25 protein-coding genes are annotated in these 22,014 nt (G+C 57.5%); 10 read left to right on the top strand and 15 right to left on the bottom strand.

The window, feature by feature from the left end:
• Positions 1–178: 178 nt before the first annotated feature.
• Positions 179–1,429 carry a methyltransferase family protein gene (locus ACR0J1_RS13320; protein ID WP_480733292.1) on the top strand — a complete coding sequence of 417 codons (1,251 nt, stop codon included), beginning with the start codon at positions 179–181 and terminating at the stop codon, positions 1,427–1,429.
• Positions 1,430–1,446: 17 nt separating this feature from the next.
• On the opposite strand, the gene ACR0J1_RS13325 is transcribed toward ACR0J1_RS13320, so the two are convergent.
• From ACR0J1_RS13325 to ACR0J1_RS13355, 7 genes are all read right to left on the bottom strand, one after another.
• The gene (locus ACR0J1_RS13325; protein WP_480733293.1) at positions 1,447–2,118 is read right to left on the bottom strand and encodes a Crp/Fnr family transcriptional regulator; all 672 of its coding nucleotides are present in this window, start codon (positions 2,116–2,118) and stop codon (positions 1,447–1,449) included.
• Between the two features lie 300 nt (positions 2,119–2,418).
• The gene (locus ACR0J1_RS13330) at positions 2,419–2,775 is read right to left on the bottom strand and encodes an EamA family transporter (protein ID WP_480733294.1); all 357 of its coding nucleotides are present in this window, start codon (positions 2,773–2,775) and stop codon (positions 2,419–2,421) included.
• A gap of 35 nt (positions 2,776–2,810) precedes the next feature.
• Positions 2,811–3,308, bottom strand: a complete 498-nt coding sequence (locus ACR0J1_RS13335; RefSeq protein WP_480733295.1) for a DMT family transporter — start codon at positions 3,306–3,308, stop codon at positions 2,811–2,813.
• Positions 3,309–3,320: 12 nt separating this feature from the next.
• Positions 3,321–3,590 (bottom strand): DksA/TraR family C4-type zinc finger protein, encoded by a 270-nt coding sequence (locus ACR0J1_RS13340; RefSeq protein ID WP_480733296.1) that lies wholly within the window; start codon positions 3,588–3,590, stop codon positions 3,321–3,323.
• A gap of 56 nt (positions 3,591–3,646) precedes the next feature.
• Positions 3,647–4,621: a Gfo/Idh/MocA family protein gene (locus ACR0J1_RS13345; protein ID WP_480733297.1), complete on the bottom strand. Its 975-nt coding sequence runs from the start codon at positions 4,619–4,621 to the stop codon at positions 3,647–3,649.
• A 124-nt stretch (positions 4,622–4,745) separates the two neighbouring features.
• Entirely contained in the window at positions 4,746–5,642 is an 897-nt protein-coding gene (gene rpoH / locus ACR0J1_RS13350; RefSeq protein WP_480733298.1) for an RNA polymerase sigma factor RpoH, read from the bottom strand.
• A gap of 147 nt (positions 5,643–5,789) precedes the next feature.
• Positions 5,790–6,824 carry an RluA family pseudouridine synthase gene (locus tag ACR0J1_RS13355; protein WP_480733299.1) on the bottom strand — a complete coding sequence of 345 codons (1,035 nt, stop codon included), beginning with the start codon at positions 6,822–6,824 and terminating at the stop codon, positions 5,790–5,792.
• On the opposite strand from ACR0J1_RS13355, the gene ACR0J1_RS13360 reads away from it, so the two are divergent.
• Positions 6,823–7,125: a DUF6476 family protein gene (locus tag ACR0J1_RS13360; RefSeq protein WP_480733300.1), complete on the top strand. Its 303-nt coding sequence runs from the start codon at positions 6,823–6,825 to the stop codon at positions 7,123–7,125. The two genes, ACR0J1_RS13355 and ACR0J1_RS13360, sit on opposite strands and share 2 nt — an antisense overlap.
• On the opposite strand, the gene nagA is transcribed toward ACR0J1_RS13360, so the two are convergent.
• From nagA to ACR0J1_RS13380, 4 genes are read right to left on the bottom strand one after another with little or no spacing between them, the layout of a single operon-like run.
• Positions 7,104–8,243 carry an N-acetylglucosamine-6-phosphate deacetylase gene (gene nagA / locus ACR0J1_RS13365; RefSeq protein ID WP_480733301.1) on the bottom strand — a complete coding sequence of 380 codons (1,140 nt, stop codon included), beginning with the start codon at positions 8,241–8,243 and terminating at the stop codon, positions 7,104–7,106. The two genes, ACR0J1_RS13360 and nagA, sit on opposite strands and share 22 nt — an antisense overlap.
• Entirely contained in the window at positions 8,240–9,268 is a 1,029-nt protein-coding gene (locus ACR0J1_RS13370) for an SIS domain-containing protein (RefSeq protein WP_480733302.1), read from the bottom strand. The genes nagA and ACR0J1_RS13370 overlap by 4 nt, the downstream gene beginning before the upstream one ends.
• A 13-nt stretch (positions 9,269–9,281) precedes the next feature.
• Positions 9,282–10,037, bottom strand: coding sequence for a GntR family transcriptional regulator (locus ACR0J1_RS13375; RefSeq protein ID WP_480733303.1), 756 nt, complete (start codon positions 10,035–10,037; stop codon positions 9,282–9,284).
• The gene (locus tag ACR0J1_RS13380) at positions 10,024–10,911 is read right to left on the bottom strand and encodes a glucosamine kinase nucleotide-binding domain-containing protein (RefSeq protein ID WP_480733304.1); all 888 of its coding nucleotides are present in this window, start codon (positions 10,909–10,911) and stop codon (positions 10,024–10,026) included. The genes ACR0J1_RS13375 and ACR0J1_RS13380 overlap by 14 nt, the downstream gene beginning before the upstream one ends.
• 150 nt (positions 10,912–11,061) lie before the next feature.
• Here ACR0J1_RS13380 and ACR0J1_RS13385 point away from each other — a divergent pair, with 150 nt between their 5' ends.
• From ACR0J1_RS13385 to ACR0J1_RS13410, 6 genes are all read left to right on the top strand, one after another.
• The gene (locus ACR0J1_RS13385; RefSeq protein ID WP_480733305.1) at positions 11,062–11,985 is read left to right on the top strand and encodes an N-acetylmuramic acid 6-phosphate etherase; all 924 of its coding nucleotides are present in this window, start codon (positions 11,062–11,064) and stop codon (positions 11,983–11,985) included.
• Complete coding sequence (locus ACR0J1_RS13390) at positions 11,982–13,232, top strand: ABC transporter substrate-binding protein (RefSeq protein ID WP_480733306.1); 1,251 nt, start codon at positions 11,982–11,984, stop codon at positions 13,230–13,232. Before ACR0J1_RS13385 ends, ACR0J1_RS13390 begins: the two co-directional genes overlap by 4 nt.
• 69 nt (positions 13,233–13,301) lie before the next feature.
• On the top strand, positions 13,302–14,216 hold the full coding sequence (locus tag ACR0J1_RS13395; protein ID WP_480733307.1) for a carbohydrate ABC transporter permease: 915 nt from the start codon (positions 13,302–13,304) through the stop codon (positions 14,214–14,216).
• A 10-nt stretch (positions 14,217–14,226) separates the two neighbouring features.
• On the top strand, positions 14,227–15,066 hold the full coding sequence (locus ACR0J1_RS13400) for a carbohydrate ABC transporter permease (RefSeq protein WP_480733308.1): 840 nt from the start codon (positions 14,227–14,229) through the stop codon (positions 15,064–15,066).
• Positions 15,063–16,097, top strand: coding sequence for a Gfo/Idh/MocA family protein (locus ACR0J1_RS13405; protein WP_480733309.1), 1,035 nt, complete (start codon positions 15,063–15,065; stop codon positions 16,095–16,097). The genes ACR0J1_RS13400 and ACR0J1_RS13405 overlap by 4 nt, the downstream gene beginning before the upstream one ends.
• Complete coding sequence (locus ACR0J1_RS13410) at positions 16,094–17,089, top strand: ABC transporter ATP-binding protein (protein ID WP_480733310.1); 996 nt, start codon at positions 16,094–16,096, stop codon at positions 17,087–17,089. The genes ACR0J1_RS13405 and ACR0J1_RS13410 overlap by 4 nt, the downstream gene beginning before the upstream one ends.
• Positions 17,090–17,512: 423 nt before the next feature.
• On the opposite strand, the gene ACR0J1_RS13415 is transcribed toward ACR0J1_RS13410, so the two are convergent.
• On the bottom strand, positions 17,513–17,638 hold the full coding sequence (locus ACR0J1_RS13415) for a hypothetical protein (RefSeq protein ID WP_480733311.1): 126 nt from the start codon (positions 17,636–17,638) through the stop codon (positions 17,513–17,515).
• 199 nt (positions 17,639–17,837) lie between these two features.
• Between ACR0J1_RS13415 and ACR0J1_RS13420 the strand changes: the two genes are divergently transcribed.
• Both ACR0J1_RS13420 and ACR0J1_RS13425 read left to right on the top strand, forming a co-directional pair.
• Positions 17,838–18,464 carry a hypothetical protein gene (locus ACR0J1_RS13420; protein ID WP_480733312.1) on the top strand — a complete coding sequence of 209 codons (627 nt, stop codon included), beginning with the start codon at positions 17,838–17,840 and terminating at the stop codon, positions 18,462–18,464.
• 536 nt (positions 18,465–19,000) lie between these two features.
• Complete coding sequence (locus ACR0J1_RS13425) at positions 19,001–19,927, top strand: hypothetical protein (protein ID WP_480733313.1); 927 nt, start codon at positions 19,001–19,003, stop codon at positions 19,925–19,927.
• A 40-nt stretch (positions 19,928–19,967) separates the two neighbouring features.
• On the opposite strand, the gene ACR0J1_RS13430 is transcribed toward ACR0J1_RS13425, so the two are convergent.
• The 3 genes from ACR0J1_RS13430 to ACR0J1_RS13440 are packed head-to-tail and all read right to left on the bottom strand — an operon-like array spanning position 19,968 to position 21,662.
• Positions 19,968–20,222, bottom strand: a complete 255-nt coding sequence (locus ACR0J1_RS13430) for a hypothetical protein (protein ID WP_480733314.1) — start codon at positions 20,220–20,222, stop codon at positions 19,968–19,970.
• Positions 20,215–20,979, bottom strand: a complete 765-nt coding sequence (locus ACR0J1_RS13435; protein ID WP_480733315.1) for a hypothetical protein — start codon at positions 20,977–20,979, stop codon at positions 20,215–20,217. The genes ACR0J1_RS13430 and ACR0J1_RS13435 overlap by 8 nt, the downstream gene beginning before the upstream one ends.
• Positions 20,979–21,662, bottom strand: coding sequence for a hypothetical protein (locus ACR0J1_RS13440; protein ID WP_480733316.1), 684 nt, complete (start codon positions 21,660–21,662; stop codon positions 20,979–20,981). Before ACR0J1_RS13440 ends, ACR0J1_RS13435 begins: the two co-directional genes overlap by 1 nt.
• Between the last annotated feature and the right edge of the window lie 352 nt (positions 21,663–22,014).

Consider the following 22,014-nt stretch of genomic DNA (forward strand, 5'->3'; position numbering starts at 1 on the left):
CCGAACGATTAGCCGCGACAAAAAATCAACATCGTCTGCCTCTCTCGGCCATTTCATCGAAATAAGGTGACTATTTGCGCGGCATGACTAACGTGCCCTGACAAAGCAAGACACCATAGTTTTGAGCAGAATGAAGAATCGACGCAGTTCAGCACTTCCGAGATCCGCAACCAGCCAAGTGACCGTTATCTTGGGCTTGATGGGTTACTTTTCCGCGATCATGCTATTGTATCGATCCGGAACCCCGCGGGTGCACGCAACTGCCTTTGCGATGGCTGCCACGGCACTACCGATGATCCTGCACGAACTCTTCGCTTTGAAGACATACAGACGCCCTTCGGCAGGATTGATCGGATTTGGGTCGGACTTGAAGATGCGGCTGAATCCCTCGCGCACCATGCTCAAGCTCTGGGGCTTTTGCGGAACTCTGGCTGCGCTTTCGACTGTCTACTGGCTGCTGCCCGAGTATGACCGAGATTTGTATGATCCCTTCTGGCAGGCCTGTCGCGTCTACACGCCAGTTCTCTTACTTCTGGTTGTGCCATATTTCTTGCTTGTTGACGCCTGCATGAAGAACCCCGCAGACGGCTATCTACAGGCTGGATATTTGTTCACGGGGCAGTTTGGCAGGTTGGATAGCACCGCGATCAAATCGCATTTCTTGGGATGGACAATCAAAGGGTTTTTCCTGCCGCTTATGTTTGTCTATCTCAGCGGCAATGTCGCGTTCATAATCCAGTATCCTCCTTCAAACGCGCTCGACTCATTTCCCGCTCTCGTAAGCTATGTGGGGCGGCTCAGCCTCGGGCTGGATTTGGCTTTCGTCAGTATCGGTTATGTGCTGACAATACGGATCATTGACGCGCATATCCGGTCTCCCAATCCATTTTTGGGGGCGTGGGTCGTCACGCTGGTGATGTATGTTCCCTTCTTTTCGATCATCGGGAAAAGGTACCTGGATTACAAGGACGGGATCGGATGGCTCGAGATGTTTCAGGCCGAATGGGGCGTAGGTGTCTTCGTTTGGGGAATGGCAATAATGGCCGCCAAGTTGTGCTGGGCCTGGACCAATGTCTCTTTCGGTGTGCGCTTCTCAAATCTGACGCACCGCGGCATTCTGACCAATGGCCCCTATCGGTGGATGCGCCACCCTTCCTACGTTTTCAAAAACATCGGATGGTGGTTGCTGGCCGTTCCCTTCTATTCCCTTGAAGGCCCCGTCGAGGCGGTACGATTGTCGTTGCTTCTGCTCGCGATCAACGCAATTTACTTTCTGCGCGCCAAGGCAGAAGAAAAGCATCTGTCTCAGGACCCGACCTATGTTGCATATGCTTTGTGGGTCGAACAGCATGGCAAGTTTCGGTGTTTGGGCCGTCTTTTGCCCTTTCTACGATACAGCCCGCCTGAGCGGACATCCGCGCGCATCTAACGAATCAGGCGCGTTGCTTATTGAACCACGCTTTCCAACTGCCCGAAGTCGCGGATAACAACAGACTTCAGTTCGCTTTCAACACCAATCTTGCGCAGCTTTCCAAACGCGCGCGAAAGACTTTCGGGCTTCATTCCCAGCATGGACGCAAGAACAACCTTCTCGAACGGCAACTCAAGCCTGTTGCGGTCACCCTGCTTTTCCGACAGCCGCACCAGGAAATTGCACAACCTCTCATAACCGGTCAGGACCTTCAGCGACTCCACCTCATGCATCATGTCCTGCAGATGGGAGGACGCAGCAGACAGAACGGCCACCGCGATCTCGCTTCTCGCATCAAGACAGTCGCAGACGACCGAGATGTCAACGAACAGTACCTCGCAATCCGTCACGGCCTCGGCGTTCGCCGTGATTGGCGCCCCGCGCAACGCCGAGATTTCATCAAAGCTCTGCCCGCCATGAAGCATAGCCAGCAACGCTTCGTGCCCCGAAGCAGAAACCCGGTAGAGCTTGATCCAGCCATCCAGAACAATCTTCAGGCTGCCGCAGGGTTCGTCCTGCAGGCAGATCGTCTGCCCACGGGCAAAAACTCTCTTTTGAGCACGGTTAAGCAAGCTTTTGCGCACTTCGGGCGACAGCTGATCCAAAAGTGAGCTGTCCTGTAAAGCGTCCTGGCTGAAGTCAAACATGGCTTAATCCGGCTGAGGTCTAATACTCAGCTAGCGGAAGCTAATTTATATAAATTTGATTCATGTCAAATCGTAAGTATTTGTTTGGAAAACATTTATTCAATTCTTCGAATTTGTTTGCCCAAATATTAGGCAAAACAGAAACGAATCCTTCGGCTTAGCGCCCCACTCTCAATCTGAAACAAATGCGCGGTTCCCAACATTAAAAATGAACCAGACCTCGACCAAATGCCCGATTTATACGCGATCCCGGCTCGGACCAGCCCGCAGAATGCCCGAGGGTGCGCCCAATTGGGACGCTCAGCCCGACTGCTTCACAGATGTGATGAAAATCGCCGCGACGATCAGGATCGCACCCACGATTGCAAGCGGCATAATGGTCGCCCCCAGAAATACCGCCGAATTGACAAAGGTGAATACAACCGAGGCTGCGAATAGCAGCGTCGCGGTCAGCGTCGATACGCGCGCCGCAGCTTCGTACCACAGGTAGTAGGCCAGCGCAGTCGGCAGGACGCCCAGCAGGAACAGGAAGACGAGATCTTTGGCCGTGGGCATCTGCAATGAGAACGCCGCCAGCGGCAGTAGAAGCACACCCGAGCACAGGAATATTCCGAACAGGAAATTCAGCCGCTCAGCGGTGGTTTCCGAGGATTGCATCGCCCGGCTGCTCGCGATCAGGAAGACCGCCCAACTCAGCCCCGCCCGATCTCCATCAGGTCGCCCAGCAGGGGGTCCCCTCCGCCCTGAAAATCGCGATAGACGGTCAGGAACACGCCGAGGATAGCCAAGGCCGTGGCCAGTACATCCGTGCGTCGAACAGTCGTGTCGGCAAAGAAATACAGAAATATCAACACGAAAAAGGGGGCAGTGTTTTCCAGCACCATGGCATTGGCGGCGCCTGTATGCTCTAACCCGATGTGAAACAGGATGTAGTTCACCACGGTCGATAAGACCGCCAGCCGGAAATTCCAGTCGCCAAACCGGACCGAGACCTTCGCCCGCATCAGACGCAGCAGCACATAAATCGCAAGCGCCGCAACGAACAGCCGCGACACAGCGATCTGCAACCCACCCAAATCGCTGGTCAAATAACGTACGATGACGCTGTGCGTGCCCCACAGAAACGCGGCGAGAAAGCCCAGAACCAGACCGTTCTGCAACCATGACGGTTTCCGCGGCGGATCCTGCACCAGTACCTCGCGCTATTTGAGCTGACTGTCTTTTGACCCGCGCCGATTGATACCACCGCGCGCCTTGAAGCTGCTGTCACGATCCTGCTGACAGTCCAGACACAGCTTGACGCCCGGCAGCGCAAGACGGCGCTTATCGGGAATAGGCTCTTCGCATTCAGCACAGTGGGTCAGGCTTTTGCCTACAGGACGCTTTTGCGCCTGCATCCGCGCCAGCTCGTCCGAAATCGACGCTTCGATCTGTTCACTTACCGCGCCATCGCGCGCCCATCCGCCCGCCATTGCATCCTCCAGCTTCGGTCAAAACAGAATAGTCGAGACGCCACGCAGCTGACAAGTTAGAGCGTCGTGGCGTTGTCAAAGACCTGATCGATCACCGCTTGCGTGCCGCGCGCGAATTCCAGCGGACAAGGGTATCCAGCGCCCTCTTGTACCGTTCGGCCAAAGGCTTCGACCTGCAGCTTATAATGGTCATCGCCGGGAAAACGCGTCACCTGCACTTCCAGCCCCGGGCGATGCAGTTCAACCCGCGCCTCGCCGACTAGCCGAGCGTTAAACGGTGCGGTGAGGCGTATCACACCGCCCTCGCCATGAAACTCCATCGCTTGATGCGGGTGCATCCGGGTCGAGACGTAGGCCGAATAGGTGAAATCGGGAAACCGAGCCCGGATTTCGGTGAACACGTCCACCTCATTCTCCCACCGGATCTGGCCACTGACCTCGTTCGGCTCTTGCCCCGTTGCATAGCGCGCGCTGCCGATCACATAGACGCCGATATCGCGCAGCCCCCCGCCCCCGGTTTCGGGCCGATTGCGAATGTTGCCTGTGTCGCTGCGATTGTCATAGCTGAACACCCCGGTCACATGCACCAGTTTGCCGATCGCCCCATCGGCAATCAGTTTGCGCGCCAGCTGCCATTGCGGGTGATGGACGATCATATAAGCCTCGGCCGCCAGCAAACCGGTCTGATCGCGTTTCTCGATCAGTTGGTCAAATTCCGCGGCCCGCATGGTCATCGGTTTTTCACACAAAACATGCTTGCCCGCCTCCAGCGCCTTCAGGCTCCATTCCACATGCAGATGGTTCGGCAGAGGGATATAGACGGCCTCGATTTCCGGATCCGCCAGCAACGCGTCATAGCTGTCATAGACATTCAGATCGGGACAGAACTGCTGAAACGGCTCGGCCTTGGCCGGATCGGACGTTGCCAAACCCGCAAGCCGCGCATCATGCGCCGCATGGATCGCGGGCCCCATCTGCTGACGCGCGAATTTCGATGCTCCCAGAATACCCCATTGAACTGGCTTGTGCATCACGGCCCCTCCCTCATGACGTTAGCGCTATCGGCTGTGTAGCAGCGTGCGACGGACCTGTCATCCGCATAAAAAACCGGCCTGACAACGTCAGACCGGTCTTGGTTTCTAAAATGCGATCAGATCAGACCGCGCCCAGCATGCCTTTTTCGCGGGCCAGTTCGCGCATCTTTTTCTGCAGCTTCTCAAACGCGCGCACTTCGATCTGGCGGATGCGTTCGCGGCTGACATGGTACTGCGTGCTGAGCTCCTCAAGCGTCACAGGCTGATCCATCAACCGACGCTGAGTCAGGATGTCTTTTTCTCGGTCGTTCAGCACATCCAGCGCAGCGGCCAGCAACTCGCGCCGGGCCTCAAGCTCGTCCCGGGCCTCGTAGTCGCCAGCCTGGTCGGCGTCTTCATCTTCCAACCAGTCCTGCCATTGCATCGTGCCCTCGCCTTCGGACCCGACGGTCGCGTTCAGCGAGGCATCCCCACCGGACATCCGGCGGTTCATGCTGATCACTTCGTCTTCGGTCACGCCCAAATCAGTGGCAATCCTGGTGACATTCTCAGGACGCAGATCGCCCTCTTCCAGCGCACCGATACGCGCCTTGGCCTTGCGCAGGTTGAAGAACAGCTTCTTCTGCGCCGAGGTTGTGCCCAGTTTCACCATCGACCACGACCGCAGGACATATTCCTGGATCGAGGCGCGGATCCACCACATGGCATAGGTCGCCAGACGGAAGCCTTTCTCGGGGTCGAATTTCTTGACCGCCTGCATAAGGCCCACATTGGCCTCGGAAATCACCTCGGCCTGCGGCAGTCCATAGCCGCGGTAGCCCATGGCAATCTTGGCCGCCAGACGCAGATGCGATGTGACCATCTTATGCGCGGCCTCGGTATCCTGTTCCTCGACCCAGCGCTTGGCCAGCATATATTCTTCCTCCGGCTCCAGCAGAGGAAACTTGCGAATCTCCTGCATATAGCGGTTCAGACCACCCTCGGGTGTCGGTGCCGGAAGATTTGAGTAATTTGCCATTTATTTCCGTCCCTTGGACAAATGTTTAAGCCCTTAACATGGGATATGGGGACCAAACCCAGTACATTCAAGAGGATCATCTATCAGTCTGGAATTAACCGGATGTAAAGAAAAGCTAAAATTGCCCGTCTCACAAGGCTTTGCGGTTTATTTCACCGGTTGCCGGACCGCCGCAAGCAGGTCCTCGATGTCCTGCGGCAGCGCAGCCTCGAACCGCAGCATCTCGCCTGAGACCGGATGTTCAAAGCCCAGAACGGCAGCATGCAGCGCCTGACGGGGAAAATCGCGGACGGCCTCGGCAGCCGCAGGCGCAAACGCACGCGCGGCGAGTTTGCGTTTGCCGCCATAAACCGGGTCGCCCACCAAGCCGTGACCCGCATGGGCCATATGCACACGAATCTGGTGCGTCCGGCCGGTCTCCAGCCAGCATTCGATCAGGGACAGGCCGCCGGGCGTCCCAAAAACCTCGACAATCCGCGCCCGCGTCACCGCATGGCGCCCCCCGTGGAACAGCACGGCCTGCCGTTGCCGGTCGGTCTTGTGCCGTGCCAGTTGCGTGGTCAGGCGCATGATGTTGCCGGGCTCAAAGCTGACACCCTTGATGCCGCGCAACCGCGGATCGTTGGCATCGGGCACGCCATAGCAGACCGCGCGGTAATAGCGTTCAACCGTGTGCGCCTCGAACTGGGCGGCCAGCCCGTGATGCGCGGCATCCGATTTTGCCACCACCAGCAGGCCGCTGGTTTCCTTGTCGATCCGGTGGACGATTCCCGGACGCTTGACGCCGCCCACGCCGGACAGATCATCCCCGCAGTGATGCAGCAGCGCATTGACCAGCGTCCCGTTCGGAGAACCCGGAGCCGGATGCACCACCATCCCCGCAGGTTTGTTGATCACGATCAGATCGTCATCCTCAAAGACCACATCCAACGGGATATCCTCGGGCCCGATATGGCTGTCTTCGGCCTCGGCCACGGTAATCCCGATCTGCGCGCCTTCTGCAATCCGCGCCTTTGGGTCGTCAATAACCGCCCCGTCGACCGTCACCGCCCCGTCGCCGATCAAACGGGTCAGGCGAGTACGCGAGAGGTTCTCTTCCGCTGGCACATCCCGCGCAAGCGCCTTATCAAGGCGGGGCGGCGGCGCGGCCGCGATGTGAAACTCTATCAGGCGGATGCCCATGACTGTCCCTTCCGAACCTCAGGAACCGCAGGAAACCCCGCAGCTTAGGTTGCTGCGGCGCATGGTCATGCTGTTGACCGCGGTGATGATTGGCGGGGTTCTAGTGACATTCGCCCTGATTGTCATCCGCCTATCGGATCGGACCCCGACGCTACCGGATCAGATCGAACTGCCAGACGGCGCGCGCGCACAGGCGCTGACCATCGGGAACAACTGGTATGCGGTCGTTACCGACGACAATCGCATCCTGATCTTCGACAAGACAACGGGGAAACAGCGTCAGGAAATCGCGCTGGATTGAACCGGACACGCCTGACTGAGGTCCGGCGCGATCCGTATGGCGTTGCCCAGCGTCATCGCGGCAGTATCCGCTCCAATCAGGCGGGCGGGAATGCGCGTGGCAGCCGCCAATGCGTCGGCCAATGGAATACCGACCTCGCCCGTTAGCACCCTGATCGCCGTGGTCAGGTCCAGATCAGCCCCGGCCAGAGTGCCGTCTTCCAGCGTCAGCCTGCCCTGCTCTCGCCGGATCAGCCGCCCTTCCAACCGAAACTCCGGCAGATCGGTCCCCGCCACAGCCATCGCGTCGCTGACAAGAAAGATCTGCCCGGGACGGCGCTTGGCGGCAAACGCCGCACGCATCGACTCGGGATGAACGTGCACCGTGTCCGCGATCAGCCCCGAGGACAGATCGCCGTTGGACAGCACCGCGCCGACCAGACCCGGGTCGCGGCTGCCGAATTGGCTCATGGCGTTGAACAGATGTGTCGCGCAGCGCGCACCAGCTTGTGCATAAGCCATACAAGTGTCGAACGGTGCGTTGGTATGACCAAGCGAGACGATGACGCCCGCCCCCGACAAAGCCGCCACCTGATCGGCCGAGGCATTCTCCGGCGCCAGCGTGACCATCAAGGCTGGCAACGCGCGGGCAGCAGCCAGAAGCTGGTCAAGATCGCCAGCTTCCATCGGTCGGATCAACGCCCCATCATGCGCGCCCTTCCGTTTGACCGACAGATGCGGCCCCTCAAGATGTAGCCCCGCTATGCCCCGAACGCTACGCTGAACGGCCTTGATCGCGGCCTCGATGGCGGCGGAGGTCTTCTCGGGCGTGTCCGTGATCAGCGTCGGAAAGATCGATAACGCCCCAAGCCCGCGATGCGCCTCGGCGATGCGCTGCAGGGTCTCGACCGAGGGATCATCGTTGAACATCACCCCACCGCCGCCGTTCACCTGCAGATCAACATAGCCGGGGCTGAGGATATCTCCTGACAGGTCCTCAATCTCGGTCTCGGGCGGCAAGTCGGCCACGGGCACAATTACTTCAAGCATTCCCTCGACGAACCGCGCGGCATGGTCGGTAAACACCGTCTCTCCGTCAAAGATCGGACCACCGGCAAAGGTGAGGATCGACGCGCTCATACCGTCTCCGTCACTTTGCGCAGGTGGCGCGGGGTGTCGGGGTTGATGCCGCGACCGGTGGCGACGGTTTCGACCATGCCGTAGAAGGACGCGATCGAGGCGATAGGATCGGTCATCCAATGCGCCGTCCGAACATGCGGCAACGAGACCGCATCCTTCACCCGATCGGTCGTGGCAAAGACCTTTGCGCCCTTGGCAGCCAACGCATCGGCCACCTCGGCAATGTTGGCCTCGGCGGCATCCCCGGACGAGAAGGCAAGAACCGGGAACCCCTGATCCACGATGGAAACCGGCCCGTGCAGCACCTCGGCAGACGAGTAGCTCTCAGCGTGAATCTGGCAGGTCTCTTTGAACTTCAGCGCAGCCTCGTTCGAGATCGCCCATGACGTCCCGCGCCCCAGCGTGAACAGCGACTGCCCATCCACGGCCTCGACCACCGCAGCCCAGTCGCAGGTGATGGCCTGCGCCAGATAATCGGGCAAGCCGCGAATGGCAGACAGCAATTCACGATCCCCCTTGACCTCGGCCAGTAACCACAAGCCCGCAACCAGCGAGGTCACGAATGTCTTGGTCGCCGCAACGCTCAGTTCCGGCCCCGCATGGATCGGTAGCGCTGCCGAGGCCGCGCCCGCCAGCGCCGAGTCGGTGTCGTTGGTGATGGCAACGGAATAGGCCCCGCCTTGCGTCAGGGATTGTGTCAGACGCACGATGTCGGGGCTTTGCCCCGATTGCGAGACCGAGATGCACAGCGCGCCGGGGCACTGCATATCCACCCCGTAGATCGACTTGACGCTTGGGCCGACCGAAGCCATGGGCAGCCCCAGCAACAGCTCGGACGTGTATTTCAAATAGCTGCAGGCGTGATCGGATGACCCCCGCGCGACCGACATCAGAAAGCCCGGATCATGATCCCGCACCGCCTGCGCTGCGGCCTCGATAGCATCGGCGCCATCGGTCAAAAGTCGATCAACAGCATGAGGTATCTCATTGATCTCATGCCGCATTTGAGTGGTTGGGATGGACATCGTGCCCGGCCTTTCAGTTTGACAGACGCAGCTCTGCCACGAAATCGTAGGCATCGCCGTGATAGATGGATCGGGTGAGTTCCGCGACACGTCCGCTTTCCAGATACGACGTGCGCTGAATGCGCAGACCGGCGGTGCCTTCGGCAACCTCCAGCAACCGCGCCTCGGTGGCTTCAAGGTTGATGGCCGAGATCTTCTGGATCGCCCGCACCGGGCGGTGGCCAGACCGGCCCAGAAACGCATAAAGCGACCCCGAGACCTCGGTCGGGTTCGGCAGGATGTCCAGCGGCAGCGCTGCTCGTTCCAGCGCCATCGGTCGCCCTCCGGCGGCGCGCAGGCGGTGGATGCGGGCCACCTGATCATCGGCAGAAAGACCCAGCGCCAGCATCTCATCCGGCGACGGCAGGAATATCCCTCGCTCCAGCCAGGTCGAGGTCGTCTCGAACCCCCGCCGCTCCATATCTTCGGTAAACGAGGTCAGATGTGACAGCGATTGCTCGACCCGCGCGACCGGTTCGCGTACAAAAGACCCCGATCCCTGACGCTGTTCAATCGTTCCCTTGCGCACCAGTTCCTGAATGGCCTTGCGCACCGTCACGCGCGACAGATCGGTCAGTTCGGCAATCTCGCGCTCGGGCGGGAGCGAGCTGTTGGGGGCCAGAATGCCCTCGGCAATCCCCTGTTCAAGCCGTTGGCGCAGTTGCACATAGCGGGGACCGGCGGTCTGGCCCAGCCAGCCCTCGGGCCTCAGGAAATCAGCAACGCTCATGTTCGATCTCCTCTCTGAACGCGTGGGCCAGCGCGATGGCGCCCGACAACGGGTCGCCAAGCGGCTCGGCCAGCGCCTGCTGCATATCCTCGGGCAGATAGGTGGCGTAATGGGGGCCAATGCCTCCGGTCAGACAGATCGGAAGGCCGGGGACCCAGCCCATCCTGACCATCCGATCCGATAGATATTCGGCCCCCGCCTGCAGGATAGAAAGCGCCAGCGCATCCCCCTGCCCGGCGTGCTGCGTCACCACCGGCGCCAAAGCGCCAAATTCCGTTGGTGACAACCCGGACGCCGCCTTTACAATGCCCGCCGTCCCTTCGAACCGGGTCAGCAGATGCGTCGACAATTCAGACGACGCGCGCACCCCGTCGGCGCAATCCAGGACCAACGACAGCACTTGCCGCCCGACCCATTGGGCCGAGGCCTGATCGCCGAGAACTGGCCCCCAGCCACCGGCAAAGCGCGGTTTGCCGCCGTGCTGCGCCGCCAGAAACGACCCGGTTCCGCAATGGGCCACAAACCCATTTTGCGGCCCCAGCGCCCCGCGCAGGGCTGCGGCCCGGTCATCTTCGATCCGCACATGCGACAAAGGTAACGCGGCGGCCAGACGATCCGCCAAGGGCTGACCGGTGATGCCTGCCAGCCCCAGATAAGCAGGCGCGGCAGCAATCCGGTCCGGATCGACCCCAGCCCGCTGCTGCACGGCATTCAGCCCCTGCTGCAACTGCGCACAGGCCGCATCAAAATCGGTTGAGACATTCGCCGCCCCGACCTCGACCTGCCAACGCCGATCCCCATCCGAGATGGCGAGCCGGCATCGCGTGCCGCCGCCATCCACAGCCAAAACAATGGTATCAGAAGCGCGAGTCATAAAGAGACCTTTATAATACCTTTTGTGATTTTTGAAGACCCAAATACAACCAAACCTGCAAAACTCGCCCCCAATCGCCCCATTGAACAAACTGGTAGACTAATGGTATCTAAAAGGTATGATGCCGAAAGACTGGAGGGGTAGAATCACTTGAGCACACCTGTGACAGAACAGTTGCACCGAAACGCGATCGGGCTGGACGCCCGTCCGCTGGCGGATGCCGCAACGCTTCTGGCGCAATCTCAGGCCGAGGCCGCCTCTGCCCCGCTGGCCGCGACAGACCCGATCTGCAAAGGCGCTGTGGCCATGGCCGACACACTCCGTGCGGGTGGCATTCTGCGCTATCTGGCGGCGGGTTCCTCGGGGCTGATGGCTGCCGCTGATGCGCTGGAACTTGGCGGCACGTTTTTGATCCCGGCGGCGCAGATCCGCATTCATATGGCAGGCGGCCTGCCCACCAGCGCCGAAATGCCCGGCGATGTCGAGGATAGCGCAGATAGTCTGGTCGACGAACTCTCTGACCTGTCTGCACAGGATACGCTGATTGCGGTTTCCGCCAGCGGAACCACCCCTTACACCACCGCCGCCGCCCGCATCGCGCGGGACAAGGGCGCTGCGGTTATCGGCATCGCGAACAACGCAGACAGCGCGCTTTTGCAGCTGTCGGATCACCCGATCCTGCTGCCCACCCCGCCCGAGCTGATTTCCGGCTCGACCCGCATGGGCGCGGGCACGGCGCAAAAGATCGCGCTGAACATGCTGTCGACGCTTATGGCGATGGAGCTTGGGCACATTCAGGATGGCATGATGATCAACCTGCGGGCCGACAATGATAAACTGCGCGCGCGGGCGAATGGCATTGTCTGTCACCTGACCCGCGTCAGCCCCGACCGCGCCGCGGCCGCGCTGAACACGGCGGACGGCAACCTCAAATGCGCCGCGCTGCTGGCCGCCGGTGCGCCCACCCTGACCGAGGCGCAATCCATGCTGCGCGACACCAACGACCACCTCCGCCCCGCATTGGAGCGGCTTCAACAAAACCAAGAAACCATCAACCTGGGAGACACCAAATGACACGCAAAGTTCTGGGCCTTGCTCTGCTGAGTACAGCGCTGGTGACAAGCGCCTATGCGCAAGACGCCACGCTAACCATCGAAAGCTGGCGCAACGACGACCTCGCCCTGTGGCAGGACAAGATCATCCCGGCCTTCGAGGCCGAGCATCCGGGCATCAAGGTTGTGTTCTCACCGTCGGCTCCGGCCGAGTACAACGCCGTCCTGAACTCGAAGCTTGAGGCCGGTTCCGCAGGCGACCTGATCACCTGCCGCCCGTTTGACGCCTCGCTGGCGCTGTATGAAGACGGTCACCTGACCGATCTGTCTGATCTGGACGCGATGAGCAACTTCTCGGACGTTGCGAAATCCGCTTGGCAAACCGACGATGGTTCGGCCAGTTTCTGCGTGCCGATGGCATCAGTGATCCACGGCTTCATCTACAACAAAGACGCCTTCAACGAGCTGGGTATCGAAGTTCCCACCACCGAAGCCGAGTTCTTTGCCGCTTTGGACAAGATCAAGGAAGACGGCACCTATATCCCTATGGCAATGGGCACCAACGACCAGTGGGAAGCGGCCACGATGGGCTATAACAACATCGGCCCGAACTACTGGAAAGGTGAGGAAGGCCGTCAGGCGCTGATCAAAGGCGAGCAGAAGCTGACCGACCCTCAGTGGGTTGCGCCTTACGCGACGCTCGCCAAGTGGGCTGACTATCTGGGCGACGGGTATGAGGCACAGACCTATCCCGACAGCCAGAACCTGTTCACGCTGGGCCGCGCCGCGATCTATCCGGCAGGAAGCTGGGAAATCTCGGGCTTCAACACGCAGGCCGATTTCGAAATGGGTGCCTTCAAGCCGCCGGTCCAGAACGCGGGCGACACCTGCTATATCTCGGACCACACCGATATCGGCATCGGCCTGAACGCGGCCAGCGAAAATCAAGAAGCTGCGCGTACCTTCCTGGCCTGGGTCGCAAGCCCTGAATTCGCCAGCATCTTCGGCAACGCCCTTCCGGGCTTCTTCCCGCTCTCCAGCACTCCGGTCGAGCTGGAAGATCCGCTGGCCAAGGAAATCGTCGGTTGGCGGGATGAGTGCGAAAGCACGATCCGCTCGACCTACCAGATCCTGTCGCGCGGCACGCCGAACCTCGAAAACGAGACCTGGGGTGCATCGGTTGCTGCCATCAAGGGCGCTGAGGCCCCCGAGGCGCTGGGTCAGCAGCTGCAGGACGGTCTGGCCAGCTGGTACGCACCGCACCAGTAAAACCTGAACCACTCACACCGGACGCGGCATCCGTGTCGCGTCCGGGCCTTTATCCCTCCGGAGCTTCCCATGCAAACCCGCCGCATCCGCTGGCACATTGCCGTTTTCCTCGCCCCTGCGGTGCTGGTCTACACGGCGGTGATGATCTTCCCTTTGTTCAACACGCTGCGCCTCGCGCTGTTCACCGAGGTTGATCAAGCGCGCGTCTATGTGGGCCTGCAGAATTTCCGCACGCTGTTTTTCGATCCGATCTGGTCCGAGCAGTTCTGGAACGCGCTCGGCAACAACTTCTGGTTCTTCCTGGTTCACATGCTGGTTCAGAACCCGATTGGGATCGCCTTGGCAGCCCTGCTATCGCATCCGCGCCTGCGGTTTGCAGCCCTATATCGGTCGGCGATTTTCATCCCGACGATCCTGAGCTTCGTAATCGTCGGCTTCGCATGGAAACTGATCTTATCCCCGCTCTGGGGTATCGCACCCTCGATGCTGGACGCCGTTGGTCTCAAGTCCCTGTTCGCCCCCTGGCTGGGCAAGGAAGAATACGCCCTGACGACGCTTGCGCTGGTGTCGGTATGGCAATTCGTGGGCATCCCGATGATGCTGATCTACGCCGCCCTGCTCTCGATCCCTGAAGAAATCCTTGAAGCCGGAGAGATCGACGGCATCACTGGAGCCTCGGCCTTCTGGAAGATCAAACTGCCGCTAATCCTGCCCTCAATCGGCATCATCTCGATCCTGACATTTGTCGGCAATTTCAACGCGTTCGACCTGATCTATGTCTCGCAGGGTGCACTGGCGGGGCCAGATTTCTCGACCGACATCCTCGGCACCTTCATGTACCGCACATTCTTCGGCTTCCAGCTACAATTGGGCGACCCACATATGGGATCAGCCATCGCCGGGGCCATGTTCGCGATCATCCTTGTGGGCGTCTGCATCTACCTGTTCGGTATCCAGACCCGGATGCGCCGGTATCAGTTGTGAGGGCTAACGGATGAACAAAGCACGCCATAACCCGCTGAACACCGCTGCGATGCACGGGGCGCTGATCCTGTACACTCTGATCGCCCTGTTCCCGGTCTTTGTGATCATAATCAACAGCTTCAAAACCCGCCGCGCCATCTTTCGCGAACCGCTTGCCATGCCCGATGCCGAAAGCTTCTCGCTGATCGGCTACCAGACGGTGATGAAACAGGGGGATTTCTTCCTCTATTTCCAGAACTCGATGATCGTCACTGTGGTGTCGCTCGCCTTTGTCCTGTTGTTCGGGGCCATGGCCGCCTTTGCGCTCAGCGAATACAAGTTCAAGGGCAACACGCTGATGGGCCTCTATCTGGCGCTTGGCATCATGATCCCGATCCGTATCGGCACTGTGGCGATCCTTGAAATGATGGTCGCCACTGGGCTGGTCAACACGCTCTGGGCGCTGATCCTTGTCTACACCGCACAAGGGCTGCCGCTGGCTGTGTTCATCCTGTCCGAGTTCATGCGGCAGGTCTCGGATGATCTGAAAAACGCGGGCCGCGTCGACGGGTTGTCGGAATACACCATCTTTTTCCGGTTGGTCCTGCCGCTGGTTCGCCCCGCCATGGCAACGGTTGCCGTGTTCAACATGATCCCGATCTGGAACGACCTCTGGTTCCCGCTGATCCTCGCACCCGCTGAGGAAACCAAGACCCTGACCCTGGGCAGCCAGGTCTTCATCGGCCAGTTCGTGACCGATTGGAACGCGGTTCTGTCGGCGCTATCGATGGCGATCCTGCCGGTGCTGGTTCTGTATGTCATCTTCTCGCGCCAACTGATCCGCGGCATCACTTCGGGAGCTGTCAAATGACCAAAGTTCTGATCGCGGGCCTTGGCAATATGGGCCTGAGCCACGCGTTGGCCCATCACAACCACCCGGACGCGCAGATCGTCGGTCTGGTCAATCGATCCGGTCGCGTGGATCATCCAGATCTTGCGGGTTATCCGGCCTTTTCCGATTGTCACGCAGCTTTGGCCGAGACGAGCCCCGATCTGGTGGTCGTCGCCACCTACTCGGACAGCCACGCCGATTTCGCCTGTGCGGCGATGGAGGCCGGCGCGCATGTTTTCGTCGAAAAACCACTGGCAACCACCGTGGCCGACGCCAAGCGCGTGGTGGCAAAAGCCATCGAGACCAACCGCAAACTGGTCATTGGCTACATCCTGCGCCACCACCCCTCATGGATGCGCCTGATCGCCGAAGCGCGTGATCTGGGCGGGCCTTACGTGTTCCGCCTGAACCTGAATCAACAGTCATCAGGCGCAGAGTGGGAAACGCACAAAGCCCTGATGCAAACCACCTCACCGATTGTCGACTGCGGTGTGCATTACGTTGACGTGATGTGTCAGATCACCGAGTCCGCCCCCGTACGCGTCCACGGCGTGGGCCTCCGCCTAAGCGATGAGATCGCCGAGGATATGTATAACTACGGCCAGTTTCAGGTGATCTTCGAGGATGGATCGGTCGGCTGGTACGAGGCTGGCTGGGGCCCCATGATGTCCGAGACCGCGTTCTTCGTGAAAGATATCGTCTCGCCTAACGGCTCGGTCTCGATCACCGACGGAAACAAGGGCGCATCGGCCGATATCGACGGCCACACCAAGGTCGGCGGCATCTTGATCCACCGTCCGAGCGGCGACCAGACCATCGAGATGCCCGATGAACCGGGCCATCAAGAGCTCTGCGACGCCGAGCAAGCCTATATGCTGCGCGCCATCGCTGAAGATATCGACCTGACCCGCCACATGAACGACGCCGTGCAATCGTTGGCCATCTGTCTGGCAGCAGATGAAAGCATCCGCACCGGCCAACCCATTTCGCTGAAAGAGGCACGCCCATGACCGCCCTGACGCTGCAAAACGTGAACAAGTCCTTTGGCCCCGTCGAGGTCCTGAAAGACATCAACATTGAAGTTGATGAAGGAGAATTCGTCGTCTTCGTCGGCCCTTCGGGCTGTGGCAAGTCCACCCTTCTGCGGGTGATTGCGGGGCTTGAAGATGTCACCTCGGGCGAGGTTCGCATCGGCGGGGACCTTATGAACCTCACCCCGCCCTCAAAACGCGGCATCGCGATGGTGTTCCAGAGCTACGCGCTCTATCCGCACCTGAACGTCCGCAAGAATATGTCACTGGCGCTGAAACAAGAGGGCCAGAGCAAGCAGGTTATCGACGAACGCGTCGCCAAGGCCAGCAAGATGCTGAACCTTGAGCCCTATATCGACCGCTACCCTTCGGAACTGTCCGGCGGTCAACGCCAGCGCGTGGCCATCGGCCGAGCCATCGTGCGCGAGCCCAAGCTGTTCCTGTTCGACGAACCTTTGTCTAACCTGGATGCGGCCCTGCGCATGAACACGCGGCTGGAGATCGCCAACCTTCACCAACAGCTTGACGCCTCGATGATCTACGTCACCCACGACCAGACCGAGGCGATGACCCTGGCAGACAAGATCGTCGTCCTGCGCGACGGTCGGGTCGAACAGGTCGGCAGCCCCATGGAGCTGTATAACAACCCCGCCAACCAGTTCGTCGCAGGATTCCTGGGAGCCCCGTCGATGAACTTCTTCCCCGCCAGCCTGATCGGCGAGAGCGCGGATACCACGCTGGGCATCCGCCCCGAAGACCTGCACCTCACCGAAGACGGGCCGCTGAAGGCTCAGGTCACCCATGTCGAGCATCTGGGTGGCGACACCAACGTGATCGCGATGATGCAAGACCACCAGATCACCGCACGACTTTTCGGCCAGCATGAGGTGACGATGGGCGAAGCCGTCCATTTCGGATACGCCGCAAACCGCACCTATCGCTTTGACGCGCGAGGCGCACGCCTGAGCTGATCGGGAATCCTTATCGATTTCAGGATGTTGGTGCGGTCGAGAAGACTCGAACTTCCACGGGTGTTACCCCACAGCGACCTCAAGTAAACCGCGTGTAAACATTCCGTCTAACGCACTGTAAACTTGGTGTCTTTGACCGCGTGACCTTCTTAGGTTCTTCGCACAGTTGGTACTGCGAGAACGATTGTTACTGTAACAGAATCGGGGTGGTCAACCCGTACATATAAGGGTGAGTCAGATTGACTCAGCTTGGAGCGGATGTGTGATGGAGATAGTTCCCGCAACTCTGATGGAGATACGGACATCCAACAGCCTACAAAGCTGTTGATGCGGCAGAAGGCTCAACCCAAGTTCAGCAGAGACACGAGGCTCCTTAGTAGCGTGAATACGCTGATGCATAGTAATAATACTAGCGTTGTCCGACTACTTCTCGCTATCTTCTTCTTTGCCTTCATTGTCTTTCGGTTTTTTGAAGTATTCCCTTAAGAACTGGGCAATACCCGCTATTCCAACCGCAATACCTACGATATTTGCAAGGGCTTCAAGCATACACAGACTCCTCCTAATAAAGAACGTCTGTGCTTTCTGCTTTCGCAATAACATAAAAGAAGCCCTTTTGGAATCCCCCTGAAACCAGTGTCCATGGATAAACTTTCACTTTATAAACAAATGGTTATGCAAATATTGGTCGCTTTCCCCCTATTTCTGGCATAGATAAGAGGGAATAATACAATATTATCAGATTGATATGGCAAAACGTCGAAGATCAAAGCTACCATATCGCACTCAGAAGAAGCTCGAATCACTCTTTGAAAGAGGTGAAAGTGCACGGGCGGCTGCACGTATCACTCAAGTCAACCGCAACACCGCTTCACTGTTTTTCAAGAAGATTAGGCAGGAACTCTTCAAGAGGCAAATGGAGCGACATCAAGTGAAAATGTCTGGACGTGTGGAGCTTGATCTCGCGCACATCCGCTTCGAAAATAAAACACTGAGCGCTGCTTATTTGTACAGTCAGCGAAATGGTTTTCGGGTTCTGGATGTTTCATTTTTGAATAGTAAAGAGATACTAGCTGTTCTTTTGAGGCATATCGAGGTTTCGAGTACCGTATGCACCGACGACTTTTACTCTTGGAATTGGTGGGTGTATCGACATCTTAAGCGCCACTATTCCCGAGTACGGGTAAAACATGAAGCGGTTTTGAAGGGTGAAGTAAGAAATGAAATAGCGAATGCAGAGTGGTTGTACTTTTGGACAATGGATCGCGCAAAAAAGTCTAGAAGCAGAGTGTTTCGAGACTTCACAGGCTATGTCGCCGAATGCGAGATGCTTGCGAACTACAAAACACTTCGAAATGTTTGGAGCGAACCTTAACTCGTGGGAACCACACCACTTGATTGCCCTAAAATAGAAGATCATTTGTTCATTCGGATCGCCATAGCGATCCAATCGGGAACCGACACTGGCTTTGCAGGAGCGAATATGCGATTTATTCGCTTATCGGAAACTGCCCTCCCAACTATCTCACGGCTTTTCGCAAAGCCTCTGTATACATTCCCAGGTCCTCTCTAGGCACACTCGCCAAGAACTCAAGTTTCCCACTTTCCCAGCCATCCTCAAACGCTTGGTTCAACCGCCGCTTCTCTACCTCAGACTTCGAGCAAGGGTAACAAAGTCCGACAATATTCTTGTACATATAGTGCGCCCTACTCTTCTCGTCGCGGTAGAAGGACCGCATGTATCCATCAATAGCGTTGAAGAGTGTCCCGTTTCGATTGTTCTCGGCCCTCATCTGTGGGCTTCGATTCAGTTCCTTGTTGGCTTGGTCGAACAGTTCGGGGCCAAGGATAGACAAAGCGTCTTCTGGCAGCGCGTCCAGAGAGGCCCTGAGGGACTCGCTGAGAGGGTCTTTGGGTTTGATGGTAGGCTGGGACTCTGGGCTAGCCTTAAGGGGCTCTGAGTCCGCTGAAGGACTCACTAAGACCCTGATAGTATTTTGTTTAATCATTATGCTTATTTTAGCTAAGTTCAATTTCGCGGGGCTTCAAACAGAGACGCCCATTGACGAGAAAGGTACATTTTGGCGGATTGATTCAATGCTAGGGTACCAATGTAAGAAAGAAATTTTTGGAGAAGATTCTATGTCGTTTTTACTAGACCTACTCGCAGCTTTCCCAAATCAAAACGCCGTGACTATCGCGGAGCAAGAAGCCGCCAAGGCCAGCTCAGAAACTTTGAAAAGCCTGATACAATATGGCATTCCGGGTTTGGCTACGATTGCGGCAGGTGTAATTGGTTATTATGCCGCGCATGCTGGTAAAAAAGCTGACAAAGAAATTGCTATGGAGCAACTTCGCGAACAAGCCAACTTAGTTACCAAAACTGCCGGAACTCAGTCCCAATTGTCCTTACTTGAGCTAAAGCGCAGCAGGTTAGAGACCGCAAACGATGACTTTGGACTATTCGAGAGTAAAGTAGCGCAGTTTATTGTACAGGCTGTGACAAGATCGAAAGTCGATCGTACTGATACGACAAGACTATACAACGTTGAGCAAGATCTTAAGACGCTGGACAAAGAGAGCTTCGATTCCTTCTACGAAGCAAATAGGGCAAAACGAACGGTATCTTTTGTGGGATTTCCAAACACTGAAACTGCAATTGCAAACACAATGAGTTGCGCCGCCTCTATTCGTAAAGATGTTCAAGCCAGCCTTTCAGAAAACAACTTCATTGATGTCCCTGAGCTTGAAGAAAAGCTGAAAGAATTCAGAGCTTCTGCCTCACAGTGTCGAAGAGAAATCGCCCAGAACTTAGATAGTCTCGTGGTAAGCTCGTGATCGTTGGTTTTTCACGTCCGTTTTGCCAATCGCCAAATCTTTATGAATCCACGTCCACAGGGTAGTCCAATTGCTCAGCCGGTATCTGGTGATGATAGGAAGTCGCCGGAATTCTTGGGTCAATGGGCTGAACTTTATATTCTTTAACCAGCTTCGCTGCCGTTGAAAGGTCGGTACCGGAGGCGGTACCTTCCTTGATTTTTGCAATCAGTTCTCGAACGAGTAGCCCGTTGAGTTCTTCGAGTTCACCTTGGGTCGCGTTCTTGATGCTTTCGGTTTCCATCGGTTCAGACATAGGGTTCCACAAGACCGTTGAACGCATCAACTGCCTCGTCACGGGTGATTTTCCCAGTCGCAGCCTTGAACCAAATGTCTCTCACGGTCTGGCGTTGTGCGCGTGTTCCCGTCTCAGCCAGATCAGCGAGAAACGCCACTCGGTCAAGTTCATAACCGTCGCCGCTATTCAGATAGCCTTGCAGCGCTCGGTTCCCTACCGCTTCCATTTCTGAGATTGTTTCACGTGCTTGTTGGGGGGACAGGTGCATATTTCGCTGGAAGTAATCCAGACCGTGTTCACTGATTTCACCATGTCGGGCAATGTCCTCGCCTACGACTTGTAGCACGTCCTCAGCTTGTTCCCCAAATGCCAGCGTTAGTTGGTCGTTCAGCAAAACCATCTCCGCTGGGCGGTCATCGACAATCTCAGCCTCATGAAAGTTCTCAGCATCCCGATAGAAATCATCCTGCGGAGTGGAAACCTGTCCATCAGTGATCGCACCGATGGCTTGAGCGGTCTCGTATTCCATCGTCATCCCATTGACCATCACGAGGTCGTTGGGTCGGAGTTCTCCACCCGAGTGAACCCGAGAACCATCCCGGATCACCACGTTCAGGTTGTTATTGAATTCATGGTCTTCGATGTAAGTCGATACTTCGTTGAAGTGCCCTTTGGCTCGGTTCTCTGCGGTGACGTCCCGAACCGAGGTTGTCAGGTCGTCCGAGTTCATCAGATTAGAGTTAGGTGCAACTGCATTGTCAGTGTTGAGTGTCATTAAGTATTTCTTTCGTTTGTAGAATTGTCTTTAGGTAGGCCAAGGGCCTCGTTTGCCTTCTCAAGAAGACGAGTGTCGGACTGCCACGCTTTGCCCATCGCATAATCGACAGCAGCGCAGAGTTCCTTACCAATGGCTCGGACAATGGGTCCGGCCTTGAATGGGTTAAGTGTGACCTTGGTGGTCACCTGTTCTGTGATAGGTCGGGGTCGGTTCTGGACAGGATCATCGGAAACATACCAAGGCTTCTCCCAACGGATGATCTTCTCTTCCGTCCTGGTCTTGGTGAACCCCGAGTTGGCCAGCACGAACTTACCGGCCCAGGTATTTACAAAGTGGTTCCGTGCTTTGACGGCCCCGCCTTTGCCGTTTGGCATCTGCCAGAGGAACTCTGACCAGAGACGACAGGCCATGTATCTGACCATCGCATCTGAGAGAGAGTTCTTTTCCCGGTGGACATAGTTGGAAAGGATCACCCAGGCTTTGGCCTTTTGGGTGTACCCCATGTCTCCCTCTAGCCGAAAGAATGGCAGAGCAAAGGCCGGGTTGTGCGTGATGCTGCGCTGGGCTGAACCCCAAGTGGACTTGAAGGCCCGCTTGGCAAAGTCGGTCGTGAGATAGTCGTCTTCGAGCCAAGCCTTGATTGCGCTTTCGATGGCTCGAAGTTCACCTTGGGTCGGCAAGCGCCCTGTTGGGTGTCCGTATCTACGGTTTCACTGATAGTGAACCCGGCAATAGCTGGACAAGTTATAGCGTTTATTTTCGCAACCAACGACAGAACAGTCTCGATCCTTGTTGGCTCGTTCCTGAGCAACGCGGCGTTGCCTGAGTGCCTCGCGCGAAGCTGTGCTGCGTCTCCCTGCCGGAATGGTAGACAAGGGTAGCTTAGCCACTCCCTGCCCCGTCTTTGAGGAACAGCGAGTTAATCCTGACTTTACCGCTTCTGTCCGTCGTCAGAGTTTGTGGAACTAAAGGCGGCCTGAACTAAGAGAGAGTTTGGCTCATCTGTTTGGCTTGATTATGCGGCGTGTTTGC

This window comes from Ruegeria sp. CJ3 (assembly GCF_056536725.1).

Bases quoted from the DNA above. Each gene is read 5' to 3' on its own strand.
- ACR0J1_RS13325 (WP_480733293.1), bottom strand. From the start codon at position 2,118: ATGTTTGACTTCAGCCAGGACGCTTTACAGGACAGCTCACTTTTGGAT.
- ACR0J1_RS13330 (WP_480733294.1), bottom strand. From the start codon at position 2,775: ATGCAATCCTCGGAAACCACCGCTGAGCGGCTGAATTTCCTGTTCGGA.
- ACR0J1_RS13340 (WP_480733296.1), bottom strand. From the start codon at position 3,590: ATGGCGGGCGGATGGGCGCGCGATGGCGCGGTAAGTGAACAGATCGAA.
- ACR0J1_RS13345 (WP_480733297.1), bottom strand. From the start codon at position 4,621: ATGCACAAGCCAGTTCAATGGGGTATTCTGGGAGCATCGAAATTCGCG.
- rpoH (WP_480733298.1), bottom strand. From the start codon at position 5,642: ATGGCAAATTACTCAAATCTTCCGGCACCGACACCCGAGGGTGGTCTG.
- ACR0J1_RS13360 (WP_480733300.1), top strand. From the start codon at position 6,823: ATGACTGTCCCTTCCGAACCTCAGGAACCGCAGGAAACCCCGCAGCTT.
- ACR0J1_RS13355 (WP_480733299.1), bottom strand. From the start codon at position 6,824: ATGGGCATCCGCCTGATAGAGTTTCACATCGCGGCCGCGCCGCCGCCC.
- nagA (WP_480733301.1), bottom strand. From the start codon at position 8,243: ATGAGCGCGTCGATCCTCACCTTTGCCGGTGGTCCGATCTTTGACGGA.
- ACR0J1_RS13370 (WP_480733302.1), bottom strand. From the start codon at position 9,268: ATGTCCATCCCAACCACTCAAATGCGGCATGAGATCAATGAGATACCT.
- ACR0J1_RS13375 (WP_480733303.1), bottom strand. From the start codon at position 10,037: ATGAGCGTTGCTGATTTCCTGAGGCCCGAGGGCTGGCTGGGCCAGACC.
- ACR0J1_RS13380 (WP_480733304.1), bottom strand. From the start codon at position 10,911: ATGACTCGCGCTTCTGATACCATTGTTTTGGCTGTGGATGGCGGCGGC.
- ACR0J1_RS13390 (WP_480733306.1), top strand. From the start codon at position 11,982: ATGACACGCAAAGTTCTGGGCCTTGCTCTGCTGAGTACAGCGCTGGTG.
- ACR0J1_RS13395 (WP_480733307.1), top strand. From the start codon at position 13,302: ATGCAAACCCGCCGCATCCGCTGGCACATTGCCGTTTTCCTCGCCCCT.
- ACR0J1_RS13400 (WP_480733308.1), top strand. From the start codon at position 14,227: ATGAACAAAGCACGCCATAACCCGCTGAACACCGCTGCGATGCACGGG.
- ACR0J1_RS13405 (WP_480733309.1), top strand. From the start codon at position 15,063: ATGACCAAAGTTCTGATCGCGGGCCTTGGCAATATGGGCCTGAGCCAC.
- ACR0J1_RS13410 (WP_480733310.1), top strand. From the start codon at position 16,094: ATGACCGCCCTGACGCTGCAAAACGTGAACAAGTCCTTTGGCCCCGTC.
- ACR0J1_RS13415 (WP_480733311.1), bottom strand. From the start codon at position 17,638: ATGCTTGAAGCCCTTGCAAATATCGTAGGTATTGCGGTTGGAATAGCG.
- ACR0J1_RS13420 (WP_480733312.1), top strand. From the start codon at position 17,838: ATGGCAAAACGTCGAAGATCAAAGCTACCATATCGCACTCAGAAGAAG.
- ACR0J1_RS13430 (WP_480733314.1), bottom strand. From the start codon at position 20,222: ATGTCTGAACCGATGGAAACCGAAAGCATCAAGAACGCGACCCAAGGT.
- ACR0J1_RS13435 (WP_480733315.1), bottom strand. From the start codon at position 20,979: ATGACACTCAACACTGACAATGCAGTTGCACCTAACTCTAATCTGATG.